This is a genomic window from Streptomyces sp. NPDC050549, assembly GCF_040655035.1.
Classification (GTDB): domain Bacteria; phylum Actinomycetota; class Actinomycetes; order Streptomycetales; family Streptomycetaceae; genus Streptomyces.
In genome coordinates, this window is sequence record NZ_JBFAJD010000044.1 from 1 (window position 1) to 23,634 (window position 23,634).

19 protein-coding genes are annotated in these 23,634 nt (G+C 70.5%); 10 read left to right on the forward strand and 9 right to left on the reverse strand.

The window, feature by feature from the left end; translation table 11 throughout:
* Positions 1-142 precede the first annotated feature (142 nt).
* From AB0I51_RS40325 to AB0I51_RS40345, 5 genes are read right to left on the reverse strand one after another with little or no spacing between them, the layout of a single operon-like run.
* A complete protein-coding gene (locus tag AB0I51_RS40325; protein ID WP_362983366.1) occupies positions 143-1,453 on the reverse strand; it encodes a DUF58 domain-containing protein in 1,311 nt (436 codons plus the stop codon).
* On the reverse strand, positions 1,453-2,442 hold the full coding sequence (locus tag AB0I51_RS40330) for a MoxR family ATPase (protein ID WP_362983414.1): 990 nt from the start codon (positions 2,440-2,442) through the stop codon (positions 1,453-1,455). Before AB0I51_RS40330 ends, AB0I51_RS40325 begins: the two co-directional genes overlap by 1 nt.
* Complete coding sequence (locus AB0I51_RS40335; protein ID WP_362983367.1) at positions 2,442-3,635, reverse strand: DUF4350 domain-containing protein; 1,194 nt, start codon at positions 3,633-3,635, stop codon at positions 2,442-2,444. Before AB0I51_RS40335 ends, AB0I51_RS40330 begins: the two co-directional genes overlap by 1 nt.
* Complete coding sequence (locus tag AB0I51_RS40340; protein ID WP_362983368.1) at positions 3,632-4,417, reverse strand: DUF4129 domain-containing protein; 786 nt, start codon at positions 4,415-4,417, stop codon at positions 3,632-3,634. The genes AB0I51_RS40335 and AB0I51_RS40340 overlap by 4 nt, the downstream gene beginning before the upstream one ends.
* 4 nt (positions 4,418-4,421) lie before the next feature.
* A complete protein-coding gene (locus AB0I51_RS40345) occupies positions 4,422-5,768 on the reverse strand; it encodes a hypothetical protein (protein ID WP_362983369.1) in 1,347 nt (448 codons plus the stop codon).
* A 140-nt stretch (positions 5,769-5,908) separates the two neighbouring features.
* Between AB0I51_RS40345 and mtnA the strand changes: the two genes are divergently transcribed.
* From mtnA to AB0I51_RS40380, 7 genes are all read left to right on the forward strand, one after another.
* The gene (mtnA, locus tag AB0I51_RS40350; RefSeq protein ID WP_362983370.1) at positions 5,909-7,048 is read left to right on the forward strand and encodes an S-methyl-5-thioribose-1-phosphate isomerase; all 1,140 of its coding nucleotides are present in this window, start codon (positions 5,909-5,911) and stop codon (positions 7,046-7,048) included.
* A gap of 8 nt (positions 7,049-7,056) precedes the next feature.
* Positions 7,057-7,746 carry a two-component system response regulator MtrA gene (gene mtrA / locus AB0I51_RS40355; RefSeq protein ID WP_187284748.1) on the forward strand — a complete coding sequence of 230 codons (690 nt, stop codon included), beginning with the start codon at positions 7,057-7,059 and terminating at the stop codon, positions 7,744-7,746.
* 1 nt (position 7,747) lies between these two features.
* Entirely contained in the window at positions 7,748-9,829 is a 2,082-nt protein-coding gene (gene mtrB, locus AB0I51_RS40360) for an MtrAB system histidine kinase MtrB (RefSeq protein ID WP_362983371.1), read from the forward strand.
* Positions 9,819-11,657: an LpqB family beta-propeller domain-containing protein gene (locus tag AB0I51_RS40365; protein ID WP_362983372.1), complete on the forward strand. Its 1,839-nt coding sequence runs from the start codon at positions 9,819-9,821 to the stop codon at positions 11,655-11,657. Before mtrB ends, AB0I51_RS40365 begins: the two co-directional genes overlap by 11 nt.
* Positions 11,658-11,900: 243 nt before the next feature.
* Positions 11,901-13,022: a ComF family protein gene (locus AB0I51_RS40370; protein ID WP_362983373.1), complete on the forward strand. Its 1,122-nt coding sequence runs from the start codon at positions 11,901-11,903 to the stop codon at positions 13,020-13,022.
* Positions 13,023-13,335: 313 nt separating this feature from the next.
* A complete protein-coding gene (gene raiA / locus AB0I51_RS40375) occupies positions 13,336-14,028 on the forward strand; it encodes a ribosome-associated translation inhibitor RaiA (RefSeq protein WP_362983374.1) in 693 nt (230 codons plus the stop codon).
* 205 nt (positions 14,029-14,233) lie between these two features.
* Positions 14,234-14,977, forward strand: coding sequence for a response regulator transcription factor (locus tag AB0I51_RS40380; protein WP_026178126.1), 744 nt, complete (start codon positions 14,234-14,236; stop codon positions 14,975-14,977).
* Between the two features lie 6 nt (positions 14,978-14,983).
* On the opposite strand, the gene AB0I51_RS40385 is transcribed toward AB0I51_RS40380, so the two are convergent.
* Both AB0I51_RS40385 and AB0I51_RS40390 read right to left on the reverse strand, forming a co-directional pair.
* The gene (locus AB0I51_RS40385; protein WP_362983375.1) at positions 14,984-16,159 is read right to left on the reverse strand and encodes a crosslink repair DNA glycosylase YcaQ family protein; all 1,176 of its coding nucleotides are present in this window, start codon (positions 16,157-16,159) and stop codon (positions 14,984-14,986) included.
* 58 nt (positions 16,160-16,217) lie between these two features.
* On the reverse strand, positions 16,218-16,787 hold the full coding sequence (locus AB0I51_RS40390) for a GNAT family N-acetyltransferase (protein ID WP_362983376.1): 570 nt from the start codon (positions 16,785-16,787) through the stop codon (positions 16,218-16,220).
* Between the two features lie 268 nt (positions 16,788-17,055).
* Between AB0I51_RS40390 and secA the strand changes: the two genes are divergently transcribed.
* Positions 17,056-19,869 (forward strand): preprotein translocase subunit SecA, encoded by a 2,814-nt coding sequence (secA, locus tag AB0I51_RS40395; RefSeq protein ID WP_362983377.1) that lies wholly within the window; start codon positions 17,056-17,058, stop codon positions 19,867-19,869.
* Positions 19,870-20,077: 208 nt separating this feature from the next.
* Here secA and AB0I51_RS40400 read toward each other — a convergent pair whose 3' ends face one another.
* Positions 20,078-20,458 (reverse strand): Rv3235 family protein, encoded by a 381-nt coding sequence (locus AB0I51_RS40400; protein WP_362983378.1) that lies wholly within the window; start codon positions 20,456-20,458, stop codon positions 20,078-20,080.
* 833 nt (positions 20,459-21,291) lie between these two features.
* Here AB0I51_RS40400 and AB0I51_RS40405 point away from each other — a divergent pair.
* Positions 21,292-21,807: a hypothetical protein gene (locus AB0I51_RS40405; RefSeq protein ID WP_362983379.1), complete on the forward strand. Its 516-nt coding sequence runs from the start codon at positions 21,292-21,294 to the stop codon at positions 21,805-21,807.
* Positions 21,808-21,893: 86 nt separating this feature from the next.
* Positions 21,894-22,559 carry an HAD hydrolase-like protein gene (locus tag AB0I51_RS40410; RefSeq protein WP_362983380.1) on the forward strand — a complete coding sequence of 222 codons (666 nt, stop codon included), beginning with the start codon at positions 21,894-21,896 and terminating at the stop codon, positions 22,557-22,559.
* Positions 22,560-22,689: 130 nt separating this feature from the next.
* On the opposite strand, the gene AB0I51_RS40415 is transcribed toward AB0I51_RS40410, so the two are convergent.
* Positions 22,690-23,256, reverse strand: a complete 567-nt coding sequence (locus AB0I51_RS40415) for a DJ-1/PfpI family protein (RefSeq protein WP_362983381.1) — start codon at positions 23,254-23,256, stop codon at positions 22,690-22,692.
* Positions 23,257-23,634: the final 378 nt, after the last annotated feature.

Here is a 23,634-nt window from a genome sequence, read left to right on the forward strand (position 1 = left end):
CTGCAGGGGGGACCCTGTGGGAGAGTAGGACGCCGCCGAACAAATATTGCGAAAACCCCTGTACCGTTTATTCGGTACAGGGGTTTTCTGCGTTTAAAGGGTCCTGAAAAGCGCTCTGCTTGAAAAGCAGCAGAGCGCTGGATTACAGACGTCCCGCAGCCTTGAGAGCCAGATACGCGTCCGCCAGTGCCGGTGCGAGGTCGTCCGGTGTCGCGTCGACGATGGTGACGCCATGTCGGCGGAGTTTTTCCGCAGTGCGGTCGCGTTCGGTCTGGGCGCGTGCCGCTGCTGCCGCCTCGTAGACCGCCTCCGTGGTTCCACGTGCCGTAGCCATGCGCGCGATGTGCGGGTCCGCCACGGACGCCACCAGAACCGTATGGCGCTGGGTGAGTTGGGCGAGCACGGGAAGCAGGCCCTCTTCGACGGGGGCCGCGTCGAGGCTTGTCAGCAGGACGATCAGGGAGCGGCGGGGTGCCGTGCGGATCGCGGTGGCGGCCAGACCGCGGGCGTCTGTTTCGACGAGTTCCGGTTCGAGGGTCGCCATTGCGTTGACCAGCGAAGGGAGCACGTCGCGTGCTGTGCGGCCCTGGACGAGGGCGCGGACCCGGCGGTCGTAGGCGAGGAGGTCCACGCGGTCGCCGGCGCGGGATGCCAGGGCTGCCAGGAGTAGGGCGGCATCCATGGAGGCGTCGAGGCGGGGGGCGTCACCGACGCGGCCGGCTGAGGTGCGGCCGGTGTCGAGGACCAGGAGGATGTGACGGTCGCGTTCGGGGCGCCACGTGCGTACCGCGACCGTGGTCTGGCGGGCCGTGGCGCGCCAGTCGATGGAGCGGGTGTCGTCGCCGGGGACGTATTCGCGCAGGCTGTCGAACTCCGTTCCTTCGCCGCGGGTCAGCACACTGGTGCGGCCGTCGAGTTCGCGCAGGCGGGCTAGCTTCGACGGGAGGTGCTTGCGGCTGGTGAACGGGGGCAGGACGCGTACTGCCCAGGGGGCCACGTGCGTGCCCTGGCGGGTGAGGAGGCCGAGAGGGCCGCAGGAACGGATGGTCACCCGGTCCGCCTGGCGGTCGCCTCGGCGGGTGGGGCGTAGGCGGGTGGTGAGGCGGCGGCGTTCGCCGGGCGGGACCGTCAGGCGGTGGCGGGAAGCGGCGAATTCCGTGCCGGGGAGCCAGCTGCTGGGGGGCCAGGCGTCGCGGATGCGGGCTCGGAGCAGGCGGCGGGACGGGTTGGTGACGGTCAGGGTGACGTCGGCGGATTCGCCCAGGCGTACGGAGGTGTCGCCCGACCGGTTAAGGCTCAGACGGCGTACGGGGGCGGCCAGGGCGAAGTCGCAGGCGCAGGCCACCGCCAGGGGGGCGTTGACGGCCAGGATGCCTGTCCAGCTGGGTTCCCAGATGCCTACGGGGAGGGAGCCCAGGGCTGCGAGGAGGGCGGCGCGGCCGGTGAGGGCCATCAGCGGGGGACCGGGACGTGGGCGAGGATCGCGTTGATGACGGAGTCCGCCGTCACGCCCTCCATCTCGGCCTCGGGGCGCAGCTGTACGCGGTGGCGGAGGGTGGGGAGTGCCAGGGCCTTCACGTCGTCGGGGATGACGTAGTCGCGGCCCGTGAGCCAGGCCCACGCGCGCGAGGTGGCGAGGAGGGCGGTGGCGCCGCGCGGGGACACGCCGAGGGCGAGGGACGGCGATTCGCGGGTGGCGCGGCAGATGTCGACTACGTAGGCGGTGATTTCGGGGGAGATCGTCGTCTTGGCGACGGCCGCGCGGGCTGCTTCGAGGTCGGCCGCGTTCGCTACGGGGCGCAGGCCGGCGGCGTGCAGGTCGCGGGGGTTGAAGCCCTCGGCGTGGCGGGTGAGGACGTCGATCTCGTCCTGGCGGGAAGGGAGAGGGATCGTCAGTTTGAGCAGGAAGCGGTCGAGTTGGGCCTCGGGGAGGGGGTACGTGCCCTCGTACTCGACGGGGTTCTGCGTCGCGGCGACCAGGAACGGGTCGGGGAGTGGGCGCGCGGTGCCGTCGACCGTGACCTGGCGTTCTTCCATCGCTTCGAGGAGGGACGACTGGGTCTTCGGAGGGGTGCGGTTGATCTCGTCCGCGAGGAGGAGGTTGGTGAAGACCGGGCCGGGCTGGAAGCGGAACTCAGCGGAGCGGGTGTCGTAGACCAGGGAACCGGTGACGTCGCTCGGCATCAGGTCCGGGGTGAACTGGATGCGCTTGGTGTCGAGTTCGAGCGCGGATGCGAGGGCGCGGACGAGCAACGTTTTGGCGACTCCGGGGACTCCTTCAAGTAGAACGTGTCCGCGGCAGAGGAGGGCGACGACGAGGCCGGTCACGGCGGGGTCCTGGCCGACCACGGCTTTGGCGATCTCGGCTCGCAGGGATTCGAGGGAGGCCCGGGCGGTGTCCGGATTCCCCGTGGTCCCGGCGTTGTCAGTGGTCGGGTCCATCATGGACGGCGTACCTCTCTTTCGAGGGCGTCGAGTTGGTCGGCGAGTGCGATGAGGGCCTCGTCGTCGCTGGGCGGCGGGCCGAAGAGGAGGGCGTGCAGTGTCTGTCCGTCGCCGTGGAGGTGGGCGGAGAGCGCGGGGAGCAGGGCCTCGGGCGCGTGCGCCTGGGAGACGGGGACGCCGACGAGGGGGGCGAGGCGAGTGCTGGTGGTGGAGCGCAGAGCGGTGGCCGCGCGGTCGCGGGCGTTGGCTTTGCGGTAGAGGCGGGCGCGGCCTTCGACGGTTTCGGAGGCACGGATCGCCACGGGGAGTCTTTCGGGTACCAGGGGGCCGAGTCGGCGTGCCCGCCACAGGGCGGTCAGGGCTGCGGCGATGAACAGCTGCAGGGTGCCCCAGAGCCAGCCCGAAGGGAGCAGGTCGAAGAAGCTCTGGCTGCCGGAGTCGGTGGCCGAGGTGTCGGACAGCGAGGGGAGGTACCAGACCAGATGGGGGCGCGAGCCGAGGAGTTGGAGGGCGAGCGAGGCGTTGCCCTGCTTGTCGAGACGCTTGTTGAAGAGGATGTCGGGCGCGCCGATGACGACGGTGTCGCCGCCCCCGGAGGCGTCCGGGATCCGGAGCAGGGTCGGTCGGCCGTCGCTGGGGTAGCACTCGTCGGCGTCGGTGGCCGTGGTCGTGTACCGGTAGTCACCGGTTTCCGCGTCGCCCGCGCGCTGGGCGGCGGGCATCGAGCAGTCGGGGGAGAGCGGCGAGTCGAAGCTGGGCCCGGAGTCCACGGTGACCTTGGGGGCGAGCCGGTTCAAGGACGCAGCGCCTGGAGCGACGAGGACCGTACGGCTGCCGGAGTTCGCGAAGGCCACGTGCAGACCGGCCTGTTGACGCTTGGTCAGCAGGTCCGGGACGGCGACGAGCAAGGTGGTGTCCGGGCCGGCCGCCGCGCGGGCCTGGGCCAGGGTCGAGACCACGCGCGTGGACACGCCCCGGTCGCCGAGCAGTTCGGCGACGGCGCGGCTGCCGTAGGGGTCGGCGGAGCGCGGGTCGAGGTCGCCGTGCCGGGCGTCGGAGCGGATCGCGGCGATCGCGACGGCGGCTGCCATGAGGAGCACGAGCGCGAGGACGATGCCACGCGCGCGGGTCCACACCTGGCGGACGGTGGGCGAGGCCGAGGTGGTGGGAAGCGTGGCCTCCGTGGTCATTCGGCGGCCCCCTGGCTGGTGTGGTGGGCCGTGTTGTGGGCGTTGCTCGTGAGAACGGGCCTGGTCCGCTCAAGGTCGCGGTCGAGTTCGGCGATGCGGCGGTACGACTGCTCGCTCGCGCCGCGTCCGCCGTACGTCACGTCGTCGAAGTGCGCGGCGGCGGCGCGCAGTTCGACCATGTGCGACGGGAGTGCGCGACCGGCTTCCGCGACCGCCTCGTCGGCGGTGCGGCCGGGGCGGACATCGAGCAGGGCGCGTTCCTCCAGGGAGCGGACGATGGCACGCATGCGTTCCTGCACGGCCGGGTTCCAGTGTCCCTGGGCGGCGTGTGCCTCGGCGGCCGAGCGGTGCTCGGCGGCGCTTCGGGGGCGGTCGTCGAACAGGGCGGCGGCGGAGGCGGGTTCGCGGTGGGGGGTGCCTAGGCGCCACCACAGGGCGGCCACGACCACGAGGACGACCAGGATGACGACGATCAGGCCGAGCGTTCCGCCGGGTGTCGCCTCCGACGCCCTGCTGAACAGTTTGTCGACCCAGCGCGAGATGGCGTCGAGGGCTCGTTGCACCAGGCTGGGGTCGTTCTCGTGGTACATCTGCTTGGACAGTTCACGCCGGGCAGCCTCCCGCGCGGGGTCGCGCGGAATCGTCACCGGCGGCTCGTCTCCCGAAAGGGCCGACGCCCGTACGACTGTGCCGTGGGCGCGCAGCAGTGCCCTTGTGGCCGATTCGACGGTGTGCGGCAGCGCCGCGGGCACCGCTGTGAGAACTCCCCCCGCCAGGCTCACCGCATCAGCTCCCCGGGGTGGGGCCGGCGGCGGTGCCGTAGTCCTGGACACCGGCGGCACGGGCAAGATCGAGGTCGAGGGCCTCGCGGCGGATGCGCTGGTCGATGTACAGGAGCACGGTGACGCCCGCAGTGATCGGGAACGAGATCATGCGGCCGATCACCGCGCCGAGGCCGCTGATGATGAGGAACGTCCAGCCGACGTCGCCGGTGCCGTTGACGAGACCGCTGAGGCCGTCGCCGCTCAGCACCCCGGCGATGAAGGCGAACGGGATCACGAGGATGGAGGACAAGATGCTGGCGATGATCTGCGCGAGCAGCTGGATGCCGAAGATCCGCCACCAGGAGCCGCGCACCAGTTTCGCGGAGCGGCTCAGCGACTTCACGATGCCCTGCTTCTCCAGCATCAGTGCGGGCGAGGCCAGGGAGAAGCGGATCGCCAGCCAGAGGGTGACGAAGCAGCCGATGAGGCCACCGATGACGGCGAGTGCGATGCCGCCGTCCTGGGATCCCGTGACGGCCACGATGATGCCGGGCACGGTGGGGACGCCGATCAGGACGATGGCCATGAGGATCAGCAGGCAGATCAGGCCGAACAGCTTGAGCACCTGGGGGCGGGCGTCACGCCAGGCTTCCGTGGCGGTGACCGGCTTGCCGAGGACGGCGCGGCTGGTGACGGCCGTGAGCAGGGCGGTGGCGATCACCGTGCCGATGAGGGCGACCAGGTAGACGACGCCGGTGCTGAGGAAGGCCTCGCTCATCGCCCGGGTGACTTCGGAGGCGCTGGCGTTCGGGTCGTCGAGGGCGCTGGTGCTGCTGAGGTCGCTGAAGGCGAAGCCCTGGACGAGGACGACGATGGTCTGCATGACGACCGCGACGGTGAGCGAGATGCCCAGGACCGTGCGCCAGTAGGTGCGCATGGTGGAGACGGCGCCGTCGAGGATCTCGCCGACGCCCAGCGGGCGGAGCGGGATCACACCGGGCTTGGCCGCGGGCGGGGGACCACCCCAACCGGCTCCCCAGCCGGGAGCGCCGTAACCGCCGGGCCCGCCGTATCCCCCAGGCCCCCCGGGGCCCGCCGGGCCGCCGGGATGGCCTCCGCCCCAGCCCGGACCGGGCGGTGGGGGCGGTGCCTGCCCCTGGCCAGGGGCGCCGGTGGGCGCGGACCACTGGACGGGTGGCGGCTGCTCCTTGGACCACTGCGGGCCGGTGCCCGACGGGTCTGTGCCGGGCTGGTCCGCGGGCTGCGCGGGGTCGGAGCCGTCGGTCGGCTCGGTGGGACCGGAGGCGCCGGGCTCGGGCCCGTCGGGCGGGGCGGATCCGGGCGAGGCCCAGCCCGGAGTGTCGTTCATCGTCGCTCCTTCACGGTGCCCGTCCGCGGGCGCGGCGGCAGGTTGGCAGCCATCGTGCCATGGGGCGGTCGACCGGTGACCGGCCGCGGTATGGGCTGCACACCTTCAATTGTCCGCCGGATACGGGGCAGACTGACCGCATGGCTGATCAGTACGCGCAATCCGGCGAGGACGGCCGGCCGACCGAGATACCCGCGATTCGCTGGGACGAACCCCCCGAGGGCCCTGTGCTGGTCCTGCTCGACCAGACAAGGCTGCCGGCCGAGGAGGTCGAGCTGGTGTGCACGGACGCCTCCGCGCTGGTGGACGCGATCCGCTCGCTGGTGGTGCGCGGAGCGCCGCTGCTCGGCATCGCGGGGGCGTACGGCGTCGCGCTCGCCGCCGCGCGGGGCTTCGACGTGGACGAGGCCGCGGTGGCGCTGGCGGGCGCCCGGCCGACCGCGGTGAACCTCTCCGTCGGCGTGCGCAGGGCGCAGGCGGCGCACCGTGACGCGGTGGCCAAGGGGGGTGATCCCGAGCAGGCGGCCGCGGCCGCGCTGGCGGCGGCGCGGCGGTTGCACCGGGAGGACGCCGAGGCCAGCGCACGGATGGCCGCACACGGGCTGGCCCTGCTTGATGAGCTGTTGCCCGGTGGTGGGCACCGGATTCTGACGCACTGCAACACCGGAGCGCTGGTGTCGGGCGGTGAGGGCACGGCCTTCGCGGTGGCGCTCGCGGCGCACCGGGACGGGCGGCTACGGCGGCTCTGGGTGGACGAAACGCGTCCGTTGCTGCAAGGTGCTCGCCTGACGGCTTATGAGGCGGCACGCAACGGAATGGCGTACACCTTGCTCACGGACAACGCGGCGGGCTCCTTGTTCGCGGCCGGGGAGGTGGATGCGGTGCTGATCGGGGCGGACCGGATCGCCGCCGACGGTTCGGTGGCGAACAAGGTGGGGAGCTATCCGCTCGCCGTGCTCGCCCGCTACCACCATGTGCCGTTCATCGTGGTGGCGCCGGTGACGACGGTGGATCCGGACACGCCGGACGGGGCGTCCATCGAGGTGGAGCAACGCCCCGGGTTCGAAGTGACGGAGATCACGTCACCTCAAGTGGCGGTGTCGGGAGCGGGAGGCGGGATTCCGGTGGCACCCCTGGGGACCCAGGCGTACAACCCGGCGTTCGACGTGACGCCTCCCGAGCTGGTGACGGCGATCGTCACCGAAGAAGGCGCTGTTTCGCCAGTGACGGCGGAGGCGCTGGCAGAGCTGTGTGACAGGTCACGACAGGTAACGATTTAGTTAATGGGATGATGTCGTTTATGAAGGGACGAGTCCTTGTCGTCGATGACGACACCGCACTGGCCGAGATGCTCGGCATTGTGTTGCGTGGTGAAGGTTTTGAGCCGTCTTTCGTAGCCGACGGCGACAAGGCGCTGGCCGCTTTCCGTGAGAGCAAGCCCGACTTGGTGCTCCTGGACCTGATGCTGCCCGGACGGGACGGCATCGAGGTGTGCCGCCTGATCAGGGCGGAGTCCGGGGTACCGATCGTGATGCTCACGGCGAAGAGCGACACCGTCGATGTCGTGGTGGGCCTGGAGTCGGGCGCCGACGACTACATCGTGAAGCCGTTCAAGCCGAAGGAGCTGGTCGCCCGGATCCGGGCGCGGCTGCGGAGGTCCGAGGAGCCGGCGCCCGAGCAGCTCGCCATAGGCGATCTGGTCATCGACGTGGCCGGTCACTCCGTGAAGCGGGACGGGCAGTCGATCGCGCTGACCCCGCTGGAGTTCGACCTGCTGGTCGCGCTGGCTCGTAAACCGTGGCAGGTGTTCACGCGTGAGGTGCTCCTGGAGCAGGTCTGGGGCTACCGGCACGCGGCGGACACCCGTCTGGTCAACGTCCATGTCCAGCGGCTGCGTTCCAAGGTCGAGAAGGACCCGGAGCGGCCGGAGATCGTGGTGACCGTCCGTGGCGTCGGTTACAAGGCGGGACCGAGCTGACATGTCCAGGGACAGTGCCGCTTCGGCACCCGGGGGGACCGGGGCCCGCGCGGAGCGGCCTGTCGGCCGGACGGCGGCGGGCTCCCGCTGGGCACGCCTGTTGGAGGGCGGCCTGCTGCAGGGCGGAGTCCAGGGCAGCCCGGTCCTCCGCCTGTTCATGCGCTGGGTGCGCCGGCCGCTGCTGCCAGTCATGCGGCTGTGGCGGCGCAACATCCAGCTCAAGGTCGTCGTCACCACCCTGCTGATGTCGCTGGGCGTCGTCCTGCTGCTCGGCTTCGTCGTCATCGGCCAGGTGCGCAACGGCCTGCTGGACGCCAAGGTGAAGGCCTCGCAGAGCCAGGCCACGGGTGGCTTCGCCGTGGCCAAGCAGCGGGCCGACGAGGCGGCCAGCGGGACCGCCGACGACGGATCCGCGACCGACGGGAACTCCACCCAGAACGTCATCTCCTGGATGAGCGACCTCGTGTCGTCGTTGTCCAGCGGCGGTCAGGGAGCCTTCGACGTGGTGACGCTCCCGGCCGGCACGGACAGCGGCGGCGGTCGCAGCCCGCGCGGTTCCGGGTACGTCGACCCGTCCGCCAGCGTGCCCGAGGACCTGCGCGCCCGCGTCAACGACAACACGTCGGCGGCCCAGAGCTACACCCGGATCATCTACAGCAACGGCAAGGAGTCCCAGCCGGCGCTGGTCGTAGGCAAGCAGGTCAACGACCCGAACAACAACCCGTACCAGCTGTACTACCTCTTCCCGCTCACCCAGGAGGAGAAGTCGCTCAGTCTGGTCAAGGGGACACTGGCGACGGCCGGGCTCTTCGTCGTCGTACTCCTCGGGGCCATCGCCTGGCTCGTGGTGCGGCAGGTCGTCACGCCGGTGCGGATGGCCGCCGGAATCGCCGAGCGGCTGTCCGCCGGGCGTCTCCAGGAGCGGATGAAGGTCACCGGTGAGGACGACATCGCCCGGCTCGGCGAGGCCTTCAACAAGATGGCGCAGAACCTCCAGCTGAAGATCCAGCAGCTGGAGGACCTGTCGCGGATGCAGCGCCGGTTCGTCTCCGACGTCTCACACGAGCTGCGGACGCCGCTGACGACCGTACGCATGGCGGCCGATGTCATCCATGACGCGCGCGTGGACTTCGATCCGATGACCGCGCGGTCGGCCGAACTCCTGGCCGACCAGCTGGACCGGTTCGAGACGCTGCTCGCCGACCTGCTGGAGATCAGCCGCTTCGACGCGGGAGCGGCGGCCCTGGAAGCCGAGCCGATAGACCTCAGGGAGGTCGTACGGCGGGTCATCAGCGGGGCCGAGCCGCTCGCCGAGCGCAAGGGCACACAGATACGCGTGGTCGGCGACCAGCAGCCCGTGGTCGCCGAGGCCGATGCCCGGCGGGTGGAGCGGGTGCTGCGCAATCTCGTCGTCAACGCCGTGGAGCACGGCGAGGGCAAGGACGTCATAGTCAAGCTCGCCACCGCGGGCGGGGCGGTCGCCATCGCGGTGCGCGACTACGGGGTGGGGCTCAAGCCCGGCGAGGCGACCCGGGTATTCAGCCGCTTCTGGCGGGCGGACCCGGCACGCGCGCGTACCACCGGTGGGACGGGTCTGGGGCTGTCCATCGCCCTGGAGGACGCGCGGCTGCACGGCGGCTGGCTGCAGGCGTGGGGTGAGCCGGGCGGCGGTTCGCAGTTCCGGCTGACACTGCCGCGGACCGCGGACGAACCGCTGCGGGGCTCGCCGATACCCCTGGAGCCCAAGGACTCACGCCGTAATCGTGGACTTAATGACGCCGGTCTGCCGAGCGGGGGCGGCGACAAGCGCGCGACGGTCCCGATGCAGCCGATGGGTGATCAGGGGCCGTCGATACCCGCGCGGACCCCGATCGCCCCGAGGCTGACCGCCACGACCGCGACAGCCGACCCGACGGCGCTGCCCGGCAACGGCGCGCGCGTGGTGCCCCGGCCGACCGGCGGCACACGGCGCCAGGAGGACCGGACCGCGGACGCGCCTCGCAGTGACACCACGCGCGGTACGGACCCGGGCGCCGTGCCGGAGGAATCGAACAAGCAGGGGGAGGCATCTCGTGGGCGCTGACCGCGAGGGGGGCGCCCGGCGAAAGCCGGCACGCGCGGCGGCGTACGTCGCGTGTGGCGTCGTAGTGCTGGCGGGATGTGCCTCGATGCCGGACAGCGGGGACCTCCGGGGTGTCGAGTCGACGCCGCGGCAGGACACCCAGGTGCGGGTTTTTGCGATGCCTCCCCAGGAGGACGCGACGCAGGCGGAAATAGTGCAGGGCTTCCTGGAGGCGCTGACCAGCGACGATCCGAACTACAAGACGGCACGCCTGTACCTGACCGCCAAGGCGGCGCGGAACTGGCAGCCGGAGGCGTCAACCACGGTGCTCGCCGACGGGCCGAGCACGGAGGTCGTCCGTCCTCCCGGCGGCCGGGAGGACAGCGACGCCTTCACGTACGCACTGACCGGTGACCGGGTCGCCACGGTGGACTCGCAGCAGGCGTACTCGCCGGCGGACGGGCAGTACAGCCAGCGGGTGCACCTGGCGAAGGACGCGAAGAGCGGACAGTGGCGCATCGACGGGCTGCCCCAGGGCGTCGTCATGGGCAGCTCGGACTTCCAGCGCAACTACATGTCGGTCAACAAGTACTACTTCGCGTCGAACACGACGGTCGGGACACCCTCGCAGCCGATCGCCGTGGCGGACCCCGTGTTCGTACGGCGGCGGGTGGACCCCATGACGCAGATGGTGCGTTCGCTCCTCGACGGGCCCACCAGCTGGCTCGGGCCCGTGGTCAGGTCGAGCTTCCCCACCGGGACGGCCCTGCGCAAGGGGGTCACCTCGCTGACCCCCGACGACCAGAACAAGCTGACCGTCCCGTTGAACCAGAAGGCCTCGCGAGTGGGGCTGACCCGGTGCAACGAGATGGCGACCCAGATTCTCTACACGCTGCAGACCATGACCCCCACGGTGGACAAGGTCGAGCTGCAGGCCGCCAACGGCGCGCAACTGTGCCTGTACTCCGAGGGCAGCGCGGAGTCCCTCGTGGCACGCGGCCCCGTGAGCCGCCCGGTGTACCTGTACTTCCTGGACGACAAGCACCGCCTGGTGCGCATACCCGGCGGCAGCAGGGGCACGCACACCGAGGCGGTGCCGGGTGCGCTGGGCGAGGGCACCAAGCCGCTGGGGTCGGTGGCGGTGTCGCGCGACGAGGAGAGCGGGGCCGGGGTCAGTCTCGACGGGAGGTCGCTCTACGTCGGGTCGATGGTGTCGGGAGCGTCGCTCGGGGACCCCGTGCTGACCAGCCAGGGCAAGACGGTGGCCGACCGGCTGACAGCTCCCAGCTGGGATGTCCAGGGCGACCTCTGGGTGGCCGACCGGGATCCGAAGAACCCCCGGCTGCTCGTGCTGCAGAACGGCGCCGGCCAGCCGATCGCCGTCGACACGGTGGGGCTGGACGGCCGGATCGAGTCGGTTCGGGTGGCGGCCGACGGGGTGCGGATCGCGCTCGTCGTGGAGAAGAACGGCAAGCGGTCCCTGCTGATCGGGCGGATCCAGCGGAGCGGGGCGACCGGGGAGCAGCCGGTGGTCTCGGTCCTCGAACTGCGTTCCGCGACCCCGGACCTGGAGGAGATCACGGCCATGTCGTGGGCCGGGGACAGTCGGCTCGTGGTGGTCGGACGCGCGAAGGGCGGCGTGCAGCAGATGCGGTACGTCCAGGTCGACGGCTCCACACCCGAGGGCCCGGCGCCCACCGCCCTGACCGGCGTGAAGGAGATCGCCGCGTCCGATGACGACAAGCTGCCGCTGGTGGCCTACTCGGAGGACGGGATCGTGCGGCTGCCCACGGGGGCGCAGTGGCAGAAGGTGGTCAAGACGGGGTCGGCGCCGGTTTACCCGGGGTGAGGGTGATCACTGGCCCAACTGGGTTGCGGTGCTTGCCGGTTGATCTGGGGTGAGGAAGTGGGGAACGGCCGTCTTCGGTCGGGCTGAGGCTCGGCAGGAGGCGGCCGTTCGTATGTTCCGGGGTGGGGCGGCACTCGTGTGGGGGGCGGCTGTCGGCGGTTGCGCGGGGTTGTCCACAGGCAGGCGTCCACCGGTTGTCCACAGGGGTGGCCGGTCGGCGAGGGCGTTGGCACAGTGGTGGCCATGCGGGGGTGGTGGCGGGACCTCACGGATCTGGTGCTGCCGGCCGAGTGCGGAGGCTGCGGGACGCCTCGCACGGTGCTCTGTCCGAAGTGCCGTGCCGCCCTGAGCGGGGCCGTACCGAGCCGGGTGCGACCGGTGCCCGAGCCGTCCGGGTTGCCGGCGACGTATGCGGCGGCTCCTTACGCGGACGAGGTGCGCGCGATGCTCCTCGCCCACAAGGAACGAGGCTCACTGGCCCTCGCGGGGCCGCTGGGCGCCGCTCTCGCGGGCGCTGTGCGGGCGGGGCTCCGGGAGTGCCGTGTGCGGGGCCATGGGGCTGTGACGGGGCAGGACGGGGGGTTGGCGGGGCAGTGCGGGAGTCCGGCGGGGTGGGGTGGAGGTTCGGCGGGGCGGGACGGGGACTGGGCGCCCGGATTCGGTGAACTGGGAGAGGAGGGCGACGAGCGCGAGTGGGACGACTGGGCTGAGGGGCCGGCGGGGGCGCGGCAGGCACCCGTGGGCGCACGGCGGGCACCTGCGGGGAGACCCGGGCCGGGCGTGGGCGGCCCGCCGCTCCGGAGCGCTGTCGAGGCGCCGGTGTTGCTTGTTCCCGTGCCCTCCGCGCGTGGGGTGGTGCGGGCGCGTGGGCATGATCCGGCGCGGCGGATCGCCCTCGCGGCGGCGGGGGAGTTGCGGCGGAGCGGGACGTCGGCCCGGGTGGTGGCCGTACTGCGGCAGCGGCGGTGGGTGGCCGACCAGTCGGGGCTCAACTCCCGGCAGCGGCTGGACAATCTGGCCGGTGCCCTGGAGTTGGTCGCGGGTGGTGCCCGGTTGCTGGTGGGCGGTCCGGTCGTGCTCGTCGACGACCTGATGACGACGGGGGCCTCGTTGTGGGAGGCGGCGCGTGCCGTGCGTGAGGGGATCACCCGCGATGGACCAGGAGGAGCAGTTGGAGCAACTACGGCTGTGTACGCGGGTGTGTCCCGGGAAGGCAGAGGGGAACAGATGCAGGCATCAAAGGAGAAGGGGAGTCACATGGCACTCAGTGCACCGGGAATCGTGGGTGTGAACGGCCCCGGTGACCTGATCTGCGCAGCCGTGATCGCTGCGTCGCCAGATTCCTTCGAAATAAACCGGAACTGACTGCAAACTCGCGTCGTTGCAGGTAATGACAGGACCAATTCACCTGAACGGAGGTACGCCGCGGTAGAGGGTGACGACATCCGTCCGGGCGAGATATGTTCGGTTGTGAGAGAAAGGCGCAGGCCGCACCTCTCCTATCCGAATGCCGTGCTGCGGGTTTTCTGCAATCACCCGTGGCCATGGGGTGGAGATCTTGCCCATGGGGGAGGAGGAGGTGGAAGTCACCGAGTCCGAGGTTCCGGGGTGACCGGAGCCTGGTGCAAAAGGGAGACGCTCCGCAGCGAAGCGGAGTGATCCGGGAACGGAGTTCTGCGTGGACATCGTCGTCAAGGGCCGCAAGACCGAGGTGCCCGAGCGGTTCCGCAAGCACGTGGCCGAGAAGCTGAAGCTGGAGAAGATCCAGAAGCTCGACGGCAAGGTGATCAGCCTCGACGTCGAGGTGTCCAAGGAGCCCAACCCCCGACAGGCCGACCGTTGCGACCGAGTGGAGATCACACTCCGCTCCCGCGGTCCGGTGATCCGGGCGGAGGCATCGGCCAACGATCCGTACGCCGCGCTCGACCTCGCGGCGGAGAAGCTGGATGCCCGGCTGCGCAAGCAGCACGACAAGCGTCACACGCGCCGCGGTGCCCGTCGGCTAACGGCTGCCGAGGTCCCGGACCACGTCCCGGGCGCGGCGACGCTCAACGGCAACGGCCACGCCGTCCCCGACGAGCAGCCGGACGGCGTGCCCACCAAGAAGATCGGCTCGCTGGAAGTGAAGGGCGAAGGCCCTCTCATCGTCCGCGAGAAGACCCACGTCGCCTCTCCGATGTCTCTCGACCAGGCCCTCTACGAGATGGAACTGGTCGGCCACGACTTCTACCTGTTCGTCGACTCCGAGACCAAGGAGCCGAGCGTCGTCTACCGACGGCACGCCTACGACTACGGCGTCATCCACCTCAGCACGGACCCGATGGTCACCCAGGCGCAACCGCCCGCGGCGGGCGGCACGTTGGGCGGCTGAACCACCCGGCGACAGCTGAGCCGGTGCCCCTGGAGCGCGTGTGCGCCCCCAGGGGCACCGGTGTGCGACCACTTCGCGCCCCGCTCCGTGACCGCACTGTCGTCCGGGCATGGAATCATGGCCGCACAGGGCCCAACCGGTGGGCCGCTGCCTTGGGTTGGCGATGGCGCAGGACCACAGGCCACAGCCTTCAGGGGGAGGAACGATGGCGGACAGCTTCGGACCGATGCATGTCGAGGATGCCGATGGCGTCGTCGCCATGGGCCCGGAAGCGGGCTCGACACGCAAGGAGCCGATCAGAGTCCTTGTCGTGGACGACCACGCCCTCTTCCGCCGAGGCCTGGAGATCGTGCTGGCGGCCGAGGAGGACATCCAGGTCGTCGGCGAGGCGGGCGACGGCGCCGAGGCGGTGGACAAGGCCGCGGACCTGCTGCCGGACATCGTGCTGATGGACGTACGGATGCCGAAGCGGGGCGGGATCGAGGCGTGCACCTCCATCAAGGAGGTGGCACCCAGCGCGAAGATCATCATGTTGACGATCAGCGACGAAGAGGCCGATCTCTACGACGCGATCAAGGCGGGCGCGACGGGATATCTCCTCAAGGAGATCTCGACCGACGAGGTGGCCACCGCCATTCGCGCCGTGGCCGACGGGCAGTCGCAGATCAGCCCCTCCATGGCGTCGAAGCTGCTCACCGAGTTCAAGTCGATGATCCAGCGCACCGACGAGCGCCGACTGGTGCCCGCGCCGCGGCTCACCGACCGTGAGCTGGAGGTTCTCAAACTCGTCGCCACCGGTATGAACAACCGCGATATCGCCAAGCAGTTGTTCATCTCCGAGAACACCGTGAAGAACCATGTGCGCAACATCCTGGAGAAGCTGCAGCTGCACTCCAGGATGGAGGCCGTCGTCTACGCGATGCGGGAGAAGATCCTCGAAATCCGGTGACCCCTCTCACGCCAGCAGGCGCAGGAGCTCTCCGGCGAGGGGCGCGCGCAGTTCGGGGGCGTCGACCCGCTCCACGCGTACCTCCGTGCAGTCCACCCAGCTCGCGGCCTCGACCAGGGCCTGCGCCACGGACGGGACGGCCTTCGCGCCGTCCAGGGTGACCTGCTTGGCCACCAGGGTGCGGCCCTCCCGAGCCGGATCGACACGGCCGACCAACTGGCCGCCGGCGAGGACCGGCATCGCGAAGTAGCCGTGGATCCGCTTCGGTTTGGGGACGTAGGCCTCCAGGCGGTGGGTGAAGCCGAAGATCCGCTCCGTACGTGCCCGCTCCCAGATCAGGGAGTCGAAGGGGGACAGGAGCGTGGTGCGATGCCGACCGCGCGGGGCGGTCTCCAGGGCCGCCGGGTCGGCCCAGGCCGGCTTGCCCCAGCCCTCCACCGTGACCGGTACCAGACCCGAGTCGGCGATCACCGCGTCGACCTGCTCGCCCTTGAGACGGTGGTAGTCGGCGATGTCCGCGCGCGTGCCGACGCCCAGTGACTGGCCCGCCAGGCCGACCAGACGGCGAAGGCACTCCGTGTCATCCAGCTCGTCGTGCAGCAGCCGATCCGGGATCGCGCGCTCGGCGAGGTCGTACACCCGCTTCCAGCCGCGACGCTCCACGCACACCACCTCGCCGTACATCAGCGCGCGCTCCACGGCGACCTTGGCGCCGGACCAGTCCCACCACTCGCTGGTGCGCTTGGCGCCGCCCAACTCGGTCGAGGTGAGGGGGCCTTCGGCGCGGAGCTGCTTGATGACCTGGTCGTAGGTGCCGTCCGGGAGGTCGTGGTTCCAATGCGGCCGGCCGCGGTAGGCGCGGCGGCGGAAGGCGAAGTGGGGCCACTCCTCGACGGGGAGGATGCAGGCCGCGTGGGACCAGTACTCGAAGGCGTGGGTCTGGGTCCAGTACGAGTCCTCGACCGTCCTGCGGGGGACGGCGCCGAGGCGGGCGTACGGGATGAGTTCGTGGGAGCGGGCGAGGACCGAGATGGTGTCGAGCTGGACCGCGCCGAGATGGCGGAGCACGCCGCGCACGCCCGCGCGGCGGTCGGGGGCGCCGAGGAAACCCTGTGCGCGCAGGGCGATGCGGCGGGCGTCGGCTGCCGACAGGTCGGTCGTGGGGCGCGGGGCACTCGTCATGTCTCCGCACGATAGAGGGTGCCACTGACAGCCCGTGCCGGCCTGCGGATCTACCGCTCTACGGCTGCACGGGCAGGTACGGCGCGGTCGAGGGCAGGCCCAGGTCCGACGGGAGGAGGGAGGCGACCCAGCAGTCCCGCCGTACGCCCTTGTTGTTGATCGCGGAGCGGAGCGTGCCCTCGACGGTGAAACCGGCGTGCTCGGCGACCGCGCGGGAGCCCTTGTTGCCGACCTCCGCGCGCCATTCCACGCGGTCGATCGACAGCCGGGTGAACGCCCAGCGGGAGACGGCGACGGTCGCCTCGGTGATGTAGCCGTTGCCCCGGTACTGCTTCGTTGCCCAGAAGCCGACCTCGCCGACGCCCAGGGAACGCATCGTGATGGCGAGCATGCCCACCAACTCGCCTTCGGGGAGAAAGACACCGAAGGTGAACATCGAACAGTTCGCCCACCCCTCGGGGACCAGCTGCTCGGTGAAACTCCGGGCGTGCTCCGGGAGATAGGGCGAAGGGATCGTCGTCCAGCGCTGGATCTCGGGGTCCTGGGCCGCGGAGTACACGACATCTGTGTCCTGCGGGCCGACGCTGCGCAGGAGGAGACGGTCGGTCGTGAGCGTGACGGGTTCCATCGGCCGATTCTGCTCGGGGGCGCACAAGGACGCCATGATTTTGCGCTGCGTGAGCGAGTGATCACATTTCGCGCAATTCCTCGGAACGGCGCGGCACCATCGGCGACTCCCGGCCGTTGTCCCCTTTGAAGCGTTTTTGAAGTAGTGGACGGTCGGCGTCCCCAGCAGGCTCCCGGCGTGGCGGGGTCCTCGCATACGATGGCCGTTGCTCAGCCATGTCATTGGAAACCGACCGTCCCAGGCCCGACCGGCAAGGAGACCAACCCCCGTGTCCGTCCTCTCGAAGATCATGCGTGCAGGCGAAGGCAAGATCCTGCGCAAGCTGCACCGCATCGCGGACCAGGTCAACTCCATCGAAGAGGACTTCGTCGACCTCTCCGACGCCGAGCTGAAGGCCCTCACCGAGGAGTACAAGCAGCGCTACGCCGATGGTGAGACCCTGGACGACCTGCTGCCCGAGGCGTTTGCCACCGTGCGCGAGGCCGCCAAGCGCGTCCTCGGCCAGCGTCACTACGACGTGCAGATGATGGGTGGCGCCGCGCTGCACCTCGGCTATGTCGCCGAGATGAAGACCGGCGAGGGCAAGACCCTGGTCGGCACCCTGCCCGCGTATCTGAACGCCCTCTCCGGGGACGGCGTCCACCTCATCACGGTCAACGACTACCTGGCCGAGCGCGACTCCGAGATGATGGGGCGCGTCCACAAGTTCCTGGGCCTCGAGGTCGGCTGCATCCTCGCCAACATGACCCCGGCCCAGCGCCGCGAGCAGTACGCGTGCGACATCACCTACGGCACGAACAACGAGTTCGGCTTCGACTACCTGCGCGACAACATGGCGTGGTCGAAGGACGAACTGGTGCAGCGCGGCCACAACTTCGCGATCGTCGACGAGGTCGACTCGATCCTCATCGACGAGGCCCGTACGCCGCTGATCATCTCCGGCCCGGCCGACCAGGCCACCAAGTGGTACGGCGACTTCGCCAAGCTGGTCACCCGCCTGAAGAAGGGCGAGGCAGGCAACCCGCTCAAGGGCCTGGAGGAGACCGGCGACTACGACGTCGACGAGAAGAAGCGCACGGTCGCGATCCACGAGGGCGGCGTCTCCAAGGTCGAGGACTGGCTGGGCATCGACAACCTCTACGAGTCGGTCAACACCCCGCTGGTGGGCTACCTGAACAACGCCATCAAGGCCAAGGAGCTCTTCAAGAAGGACAAGGACTACGTCGTCATCGACGGCGAGGTCATGATCGTCGACGAGCACACCGGCCGTATCCTCGCCGGCCGCCGCTACAACGAGGGCATGCACCAGGCGATCGAGGCGAAGGAAGGGGTGGACATCAAGGACGAGAACCAGACGCTCGCCACGATCACGCTCCAGAACTTCTTCCGCCTCTACGGCAAGCTCTCCGGCATGACCGGTACGGCGATGACCGAGGCCGCCGAGTTCCACCAGATCTACAAGCTCGGCGTCGTCCCGATCCCGACCAACCGGCCGATGGTCCGCAAGGACCAGTCCGACCTGATCTACCGCACCGAGGTCGCGAAGTTCGAGGCGGTCGTCGACGACATCGCCGAGAAGCACGAGAAGGGGCAGCCGATCCTCGTCGGTACGACGTCGGTCGAGAAGTCCGAGTACCTCTCGCAGCAGCTCGCCAAGCGAGGCATTCAGCACGAGGTGCTGAACGCCAAGCAGCACGACCGTGAGGCGCCGATCATCGCCCAGGCCGGCCGCAGGGGCGCCGTGACGGTCGCCACCAACATGGCCGGCCGCGGTACGGACATCAAGCTCGGCGGCAACCCCGACGACCTCGCCGAGGCGGAGCTGCGGCAGCGCGGCCTCGACCCCGAGGAGCACATCGAGGAGTGGGCGCAGGCCCTGCCCGCCGCCCTGGAGAACGCCGAGCAGGCGGTCAAGGACGAGTTCGAAGAGGTCAAGGACCTCGGAGGCCTCTACGTCCTCGGCACCGAGCGGCACGAGTCGCGTCGTATCGACAACCAGCTGCGCGGTCGTTCCGGCCGTCAGGGCGACCCGGGCGAGTCCCGCTTCTACCTCTCCCTCGGCGACGACCTGATGCGCCTGTTCAAGGCCCAGATGGTCGAGCGCGTGATGTCCATGGCGAACGTCCCGGACGACGTGCCGATCGAGAACAAGATGGTCACGCGCGCGATCGCGTCCGCCCAGTCGCAGGTCGAGCAGCAGAACTTCGAGACCCGCAAGAACGTCCTCAAGTACGACGAGGTCCTCAACCGGCAGCGCGAGGTCATCTACGGCGAGCGCCGCCGCGTTCTGGAGGGCGAGGACCTGCAGGACCAGGTCGTGCACTTCATGGACGACACGATCGACGCGTACATCACCGCGGAGACCACCGAGGGCTTCCCGGAGGACTGGGACCTCGACCGGCTGTGGGGCGCGTTCAAGCAGCTCTACCCGGTGAAGGTCACCGTGGAGGAGCTGGAGGAGGCGGCCGGGGACCGGGCCGGTCTGACCGCCGAGTTCATCTCCGAGTCCATCAAGGACGACATCCACGAGCAGTACTCGGGCCGTGAGGAGCAGCTCGGCTCCGAAATCATGCGTGAGCTGGAGCGCCGGGTCGTGCTGTCGGTCCTGGACCGCAAGTGGCGCGAGCACCTCTACGAGATGGACTACCTCCAGGAGGGCATCGGCCTGCGCGCGATGGCCCAGAAGGACCCCCTGGTCGAGTACCAGCGCGAGGGCTTCGACATGTTCACCGCCATGATGGACGGCATCAAGGAGGAGTCCGTCGGCTATCTGTTCAACCTGGAGGTCCAGGTCGAGCAGCAGGTCGAGGAAGTCCCCGTGGAGGACGACAAGCCGTCGCTCGACAAGGAGGACACGGTGCCCGCGCAGGCGGGCGCCCGTCCCGAGATCCGCGCCAAGGGGCTCGACGCCCCGCAGCGGCCGGACCGGCTGCACTTCTCCGCGCCCAGCGTGGACGGCGAGGGCGGCATCGTCGAGGGCGACTTCACCAGCGACGACGAGCCGGTGCGCTCCGAGGCGGACGGCCTCACGCGCGCGGAGCGCCGCAAGCAGGGGCGCCGGGGCAGCCGTCGCAAGAAGTGACGGTCGCTCCGCGAACTCGGTGACGAGCGTCTCCGGGTGCGGGACCGAGTGGTGGTCGGGGCCGCTCCCTGGTGAATGACCGCGGAGGGCTCGAAGGACCTTCAAGGGCCGGGCATCGTGAAGGTGCCCGGCCCTTCGGCGTGCGCGTGTGCGCGGGCTGCGGCGAGCGCGCCCGCCCGTCGACCGCCGTCGGCCGCGCGAGCCCTCGTCAGTCGTCGTCCGGGGAGTGCGGAGCGCGCGGACCGCCCAGTTCCACCGCAGTGCAGCGCCAGCGGAGGTCCACGCCCCGTTCCAGCCGGAAGGCCATGGCCCGTACCTGGTCACCGGCGCTGATCCGGGCGAAGGCCTCCACGGCGCCGGGGCCGGCAACGTAGTAGCCGATGTCGCGGACCACCGGGCGGGTGCCCCGGGTGGCACGCAGGGGGCCGTGTTCGGCGAGCCGGATCAGTTCGTCGTAGGCGCGGCCGGCGGTGTGCCGGAGCATCCAGTGGACGGGTCGCTGGCCGCTCAGTACGGCGAGGAGACGGTCGGCGAAGAGGTCGGTGGGGCGGGGCTGCGGAACGCGGCCGGGCGCGGCCTGGGCGGGCACGGTGCGGGGCGTGGGCCGGCCCGGGGCGGGAGTTGGCGCGGCAGGGGCTGTGCTGCGACCTGGCGCCGGTGCGAGAGCCGTAGGGACCGGGCCCCGGCCGGACGCGACCGCGGGCGTCGCAGGAGCCGCACCCCGGCCGGACGCGGCTGTGGGCGACGTGCGTGCCGCACCCCGGTCGGTTGGGGTCGCCGTCGGCGGACGCTGGCTGCGGCCCGGGGCGGTCGGTGGGCGGCCGTCCCCGGGGGCCGTGCGGGTCGCGCCCCGGCCTGGCATCGCGGCGGGAGAGGTCGCGCGGGCCGCCGGGGTTGCGTTGTCGGCCGCTCCGGTCCCGGGCGTCGTGAGCAGCGAGTCCCCGACGGCGGCCGACACGATCGGTGGGGCCTCGCCGGTCGTCGTACGGGACGCACCACCGCCCTGTCCGCGCGGCGAAGCCGCACCCGGGCGGCGTGGGTCGCGGCGGGTCGGGGGGCGGGTCGGGGTGTGCTGGGCGGTCCTGGTCATGACCTTGTGCATGGGGGTCCCCTGTGATCGGCCCGGGATGTACCGGGAAGTAACTTGCTGGTTGGGGATCTTGTACGGGGCCGTGGACGGGGGTGGCAAGGACAGGGAGGGGCGGGTCGGAGGGGCCGGACTGTTCACTTATCCGAGTGATTGATGGACCTCCGGGCCCATCGGCGCGGGGGTGCCCCGGGTGAATTTCCGGCGTGGGGTGGACGCCTCCAGTGGTGCGGGTGGGGACTCGATGGGGGACGCGCGCACGTATCCTGGAGGCCCTCACGGAGGTATGGCACCGTCCTTCGCGAGGCACTCTCCGACTACGAAAGCGGCCAGCCATGCGCGTCTACGTCCCCCTGACCCTCCCCGGTCTCGCCGAGGCGTACAAGACGGGTGAGCTGGGGACGGGACCCTTCGTCGCGTACGCCGTCACACCCGCGCTGCGCGAGTGGTATCTCTCCGACGACATCGAGGAGTTGGAGTACGCGGCGCTGAACCGGGCCGCGCTGGCCTCGCTGCGGCTGCTGGCGGCCGACGCCGAAGCGCCGCGGCGGCGGGTCGTGGTCGCCGTCGACGTACCCGACGGCGCGGCGCACGCCGACCCCGACCGCGGACTCGACCCGGCGGCGCTCGGCGAAGTGCGGGTGAGCGGAACCGTGACGCTGGCCAAGGCGGCGGCCGTACACGTGGATCTGGGCGACGCGGAGAACGACGTGAGTGCCGCCGCCGACGCGCTCACGGCGGCGGACCGCGGGGACGACGACGCGCAGTTCGTCGTGGACGGGGCCGAGGACCACGAGCTGCTCTGGTACGCGACGCAGGAGATCCCGAACCTCGTCGGGCTGGCCGACTGAGCCCGTCCGGCGGCGGTCAGCCGACCGGAAATGGCCGTTGACCTGCGGTTGTCTTGATTGTCAGTGGCGGCGGGTACGTTTTTGGCATGGGGATGCAAGCAAACGCGCACATCGTCTGGGACTGGAACGGCACGCTGTTCCACGACAATGACGCGATCATCGGGGCGACGAACGCGGCGTTCGCCGAGCTGGGGCTCAGGGCGATCACCATGGAGGAGTACCGGACGCTGTACTGCGTGCCGGTGCCGAAGTTCTACGAGCGGCTGCTGGGGCGGCTGCCCACCGACGCCGAGTGGGAGGTCATGGACGACACCTTCCACCGGTACTACACCGAGCACCGGGTCGTCTGCGGGCTGACCGAGGGCGCGGCGGACCTGCTCGCCGGCTGGCGGACGACGGGGCGCAGCCAGTCGATCCTCAGCATGTACGTCCATGACGAACTCGTCCCGCTGGTGCGGGAGTTCGGGATAGAGCCGCACTTCATACGGGTCGACGGGCGCACCGGACCCTCCGGCGGCAGCAAGGCGGAGCACATGGTGCGGCACCTCGAAGCACTGACCGACGTGGACCCCGCGCGCACGGTGGTGATAGGCGACGCGGCCGACGACGCCGTGGCCGCCCTGCACGTAGGGGCGCGGGCCGTGCTGTACACCGGCGGTTCGCACAGCCGGGCCAGCCTCGAAGTGGTCGGCGTGCCCGTGGTGGACTCGCTGGCGGAGGCCGTCTCGGAGGCGGAGCGCCTGGCGGCGTAACGGCGACCCGTGGTGCGGGGGTGACGGGGCACGGCGTCTCAAGAGACCCGGCGCTCCAACAGGCCCGGCGCCTCAAGGGTCACCGTGCCTCAGGAGACGCCGCGCCCCAGGGGGCACCGCGCCCCGCGGATCACGTCACCGGTGCCTTCGCCCGCAGCACCGTGAGGAACTCCCGCATCCAGCTGGAGTGGTCCGGCCACGCGCGGGCGGAGACCAGCGTGCCGTCGACGACCGTCTCGGCGTCCTGGAAGGTCGCGCCGGCGGACTGCATGTCGAGTTCGAGGGCGGGATAGGCCGTGACGCGCCGGCCGCGCAGGCCGTCGATCGCGGCGGTGAGCAGGGGGCCGTGGCAGATCTGGGCCACGGGCTTGTCCGTGTCGAAGAAGGACTTGAGGATCTTGCGGAGTTCGGGATCGTTGCGGAGGTACTCGGGGGCCCGGCCGCCGGGGATGACGAGGGCGGCGTACTGGCCGGGATCGACCTCGGAGAAGGCGAGATCGGCGGGCCAGGTGTAGCCGGGCTTCTCGGTGTAGGTGTCGAAGCCGGGTTCGAAGTCATGGACGACGAAGCGGAGCTGCTTGCGCTCGGGGGCCGCGATGTGGACGTCGTAGCCCTCCTCGCGCAGACGCTGGTAGGGGTAGAGGACCTCCAGCGACTCCGCTGCGTCGCCGGTGACGATGAGGATCTTCGCTGTCATGTCGGTGCGCTCCTCCGTGGCCGTGGCGTACGTCTCCGTCAGGTGTCGTGAGTCCAAAGAGCCCGACGGCTCATGAGCAACGTGCCGCGCGCCGGAGTGCTTGCCAAGGGCTCGCGCCGCGCGGACGCCGCCACCGTCCCGACTGCCCGTGAATACGACGATTTCACTCTCTACGCCCCTGTGCATAACGTCAAAGTTCCACCCTCTGTTTTGTACACAACCGGCTCATGACGAGCCCCCGGTGAGGAGCGATAGCCTTGTGGCGTGATCAGCGCGATATTTCGCGGGGGCATCGTCGCCCCTGCTCTGCGCCCGGCGACCACGGACGACATCCGTGACCGGGCGGCGGTCGCTGGTCCCAGGGCCTGTCCCACAGGT

Excerpts from the sequence above, each read along its gene's own strand:
- AB0I51_RS40325 (WP_362983366.1), bottom strand. The coding sequence starts at position 1,453 with ATGGCCCTCACCGGCCGCGCCGCCCTCCTCGCAGCCCTGGGCTCCCTC.
- AB0I51_RS40330 (WP_362983414.1), bottom strand. The coding sequence starts at position 2,442 with ATGGACCCGACCACTGACAACGCCGGGACCACGGGGAATCCGGACACC.
- AB0I51_RS40335 (WP_362983367.1), bottom strand. The coding sequence starts at position 3,635 with ATGACCACGGAGGCCACGCTTCCCACCACCTCGGCCTCGCCCACCGTC.
- AB0I51_RS40345 (WP_362983369.1), bottom strand. The coding sequence starts at position 5,768 with ATGAACGACACTCCGGGCTGGGCCTCGCCCGGATCCGCCCCGCCCGAC.
- mtnA (WP_362983370.1), top strand. The coding sequence starts at position 5,909 with ATGGCTGATCAGTACGCGCAATCCGGCGAGGACGGCCGGCCGACCGAG.
- mtrA (WP_187284748.1), top strand. The coding sequence starts at position 7,057 with ATGATGTCGTTTATGAAGGGACGAGTCCTTGTCGTCGATGACGACACC.
- mtrB (WP_362983371.1), top strand. The coding sequence starts at position 7,748 with ATGTCCAGGGACAGTGCCGCTTCGGCACCCGGGGGGACCGGGGCCCGC.
- AB0I51_RS40370 (WP_362983373.1), top strand. The coding sequence starts at position 11,901 with ATGCGGGGGTGGTGGCGGGACCTCACGGATCTGGTGCTGCCGGCCGAG.
- AB0I51_RS40380 (WP_026178126.1), top strand. The coding sequence starts at position 14,234 with ATGGCGGACAGCTTCGGACCGATGCATGTCGAGGATGCCGATGGCGTC.
- AB0I51_RS40385 (WP_362983375.1), bottom strand. The coding sequence starts at position 16,159 with ATGACGAGTGCCCCGCGCCCCACGACCGACCTGTCGGCAGCCGACGCC.
- AB0I51_RS40390 (WP_362983376.1), bottom strand. The coding sequence starts at position 16,787 with ATGGAACCCGTCACGCTCACGACCGACCGTCTCCTCCTGCGCAGCGTC.
- AB0I51_RS40405 (WP_362983379.1), top strand. The coding sequence starts at position 21,292 with ATGCGCGTCTACGTCCCCCTGACCCTCCCCGGTCTCGCCGAGGCGTAC.
- AB0I51_RS40410 (WP_362983380.1), top strand. The coding sequence starts at position 21,894 with ATGGGGATGCAAGCAAACGCGCACATCGTCTGGGACTGGAACGGCACG.
- AB0I51_RS40415 (WP_362983381.1), bottom strand. The coding sequence starts at position 23,256 with ATGACAGCGAAGATCCTCATCGTCACCGGCGACGCAGCGGAGTCGCTG.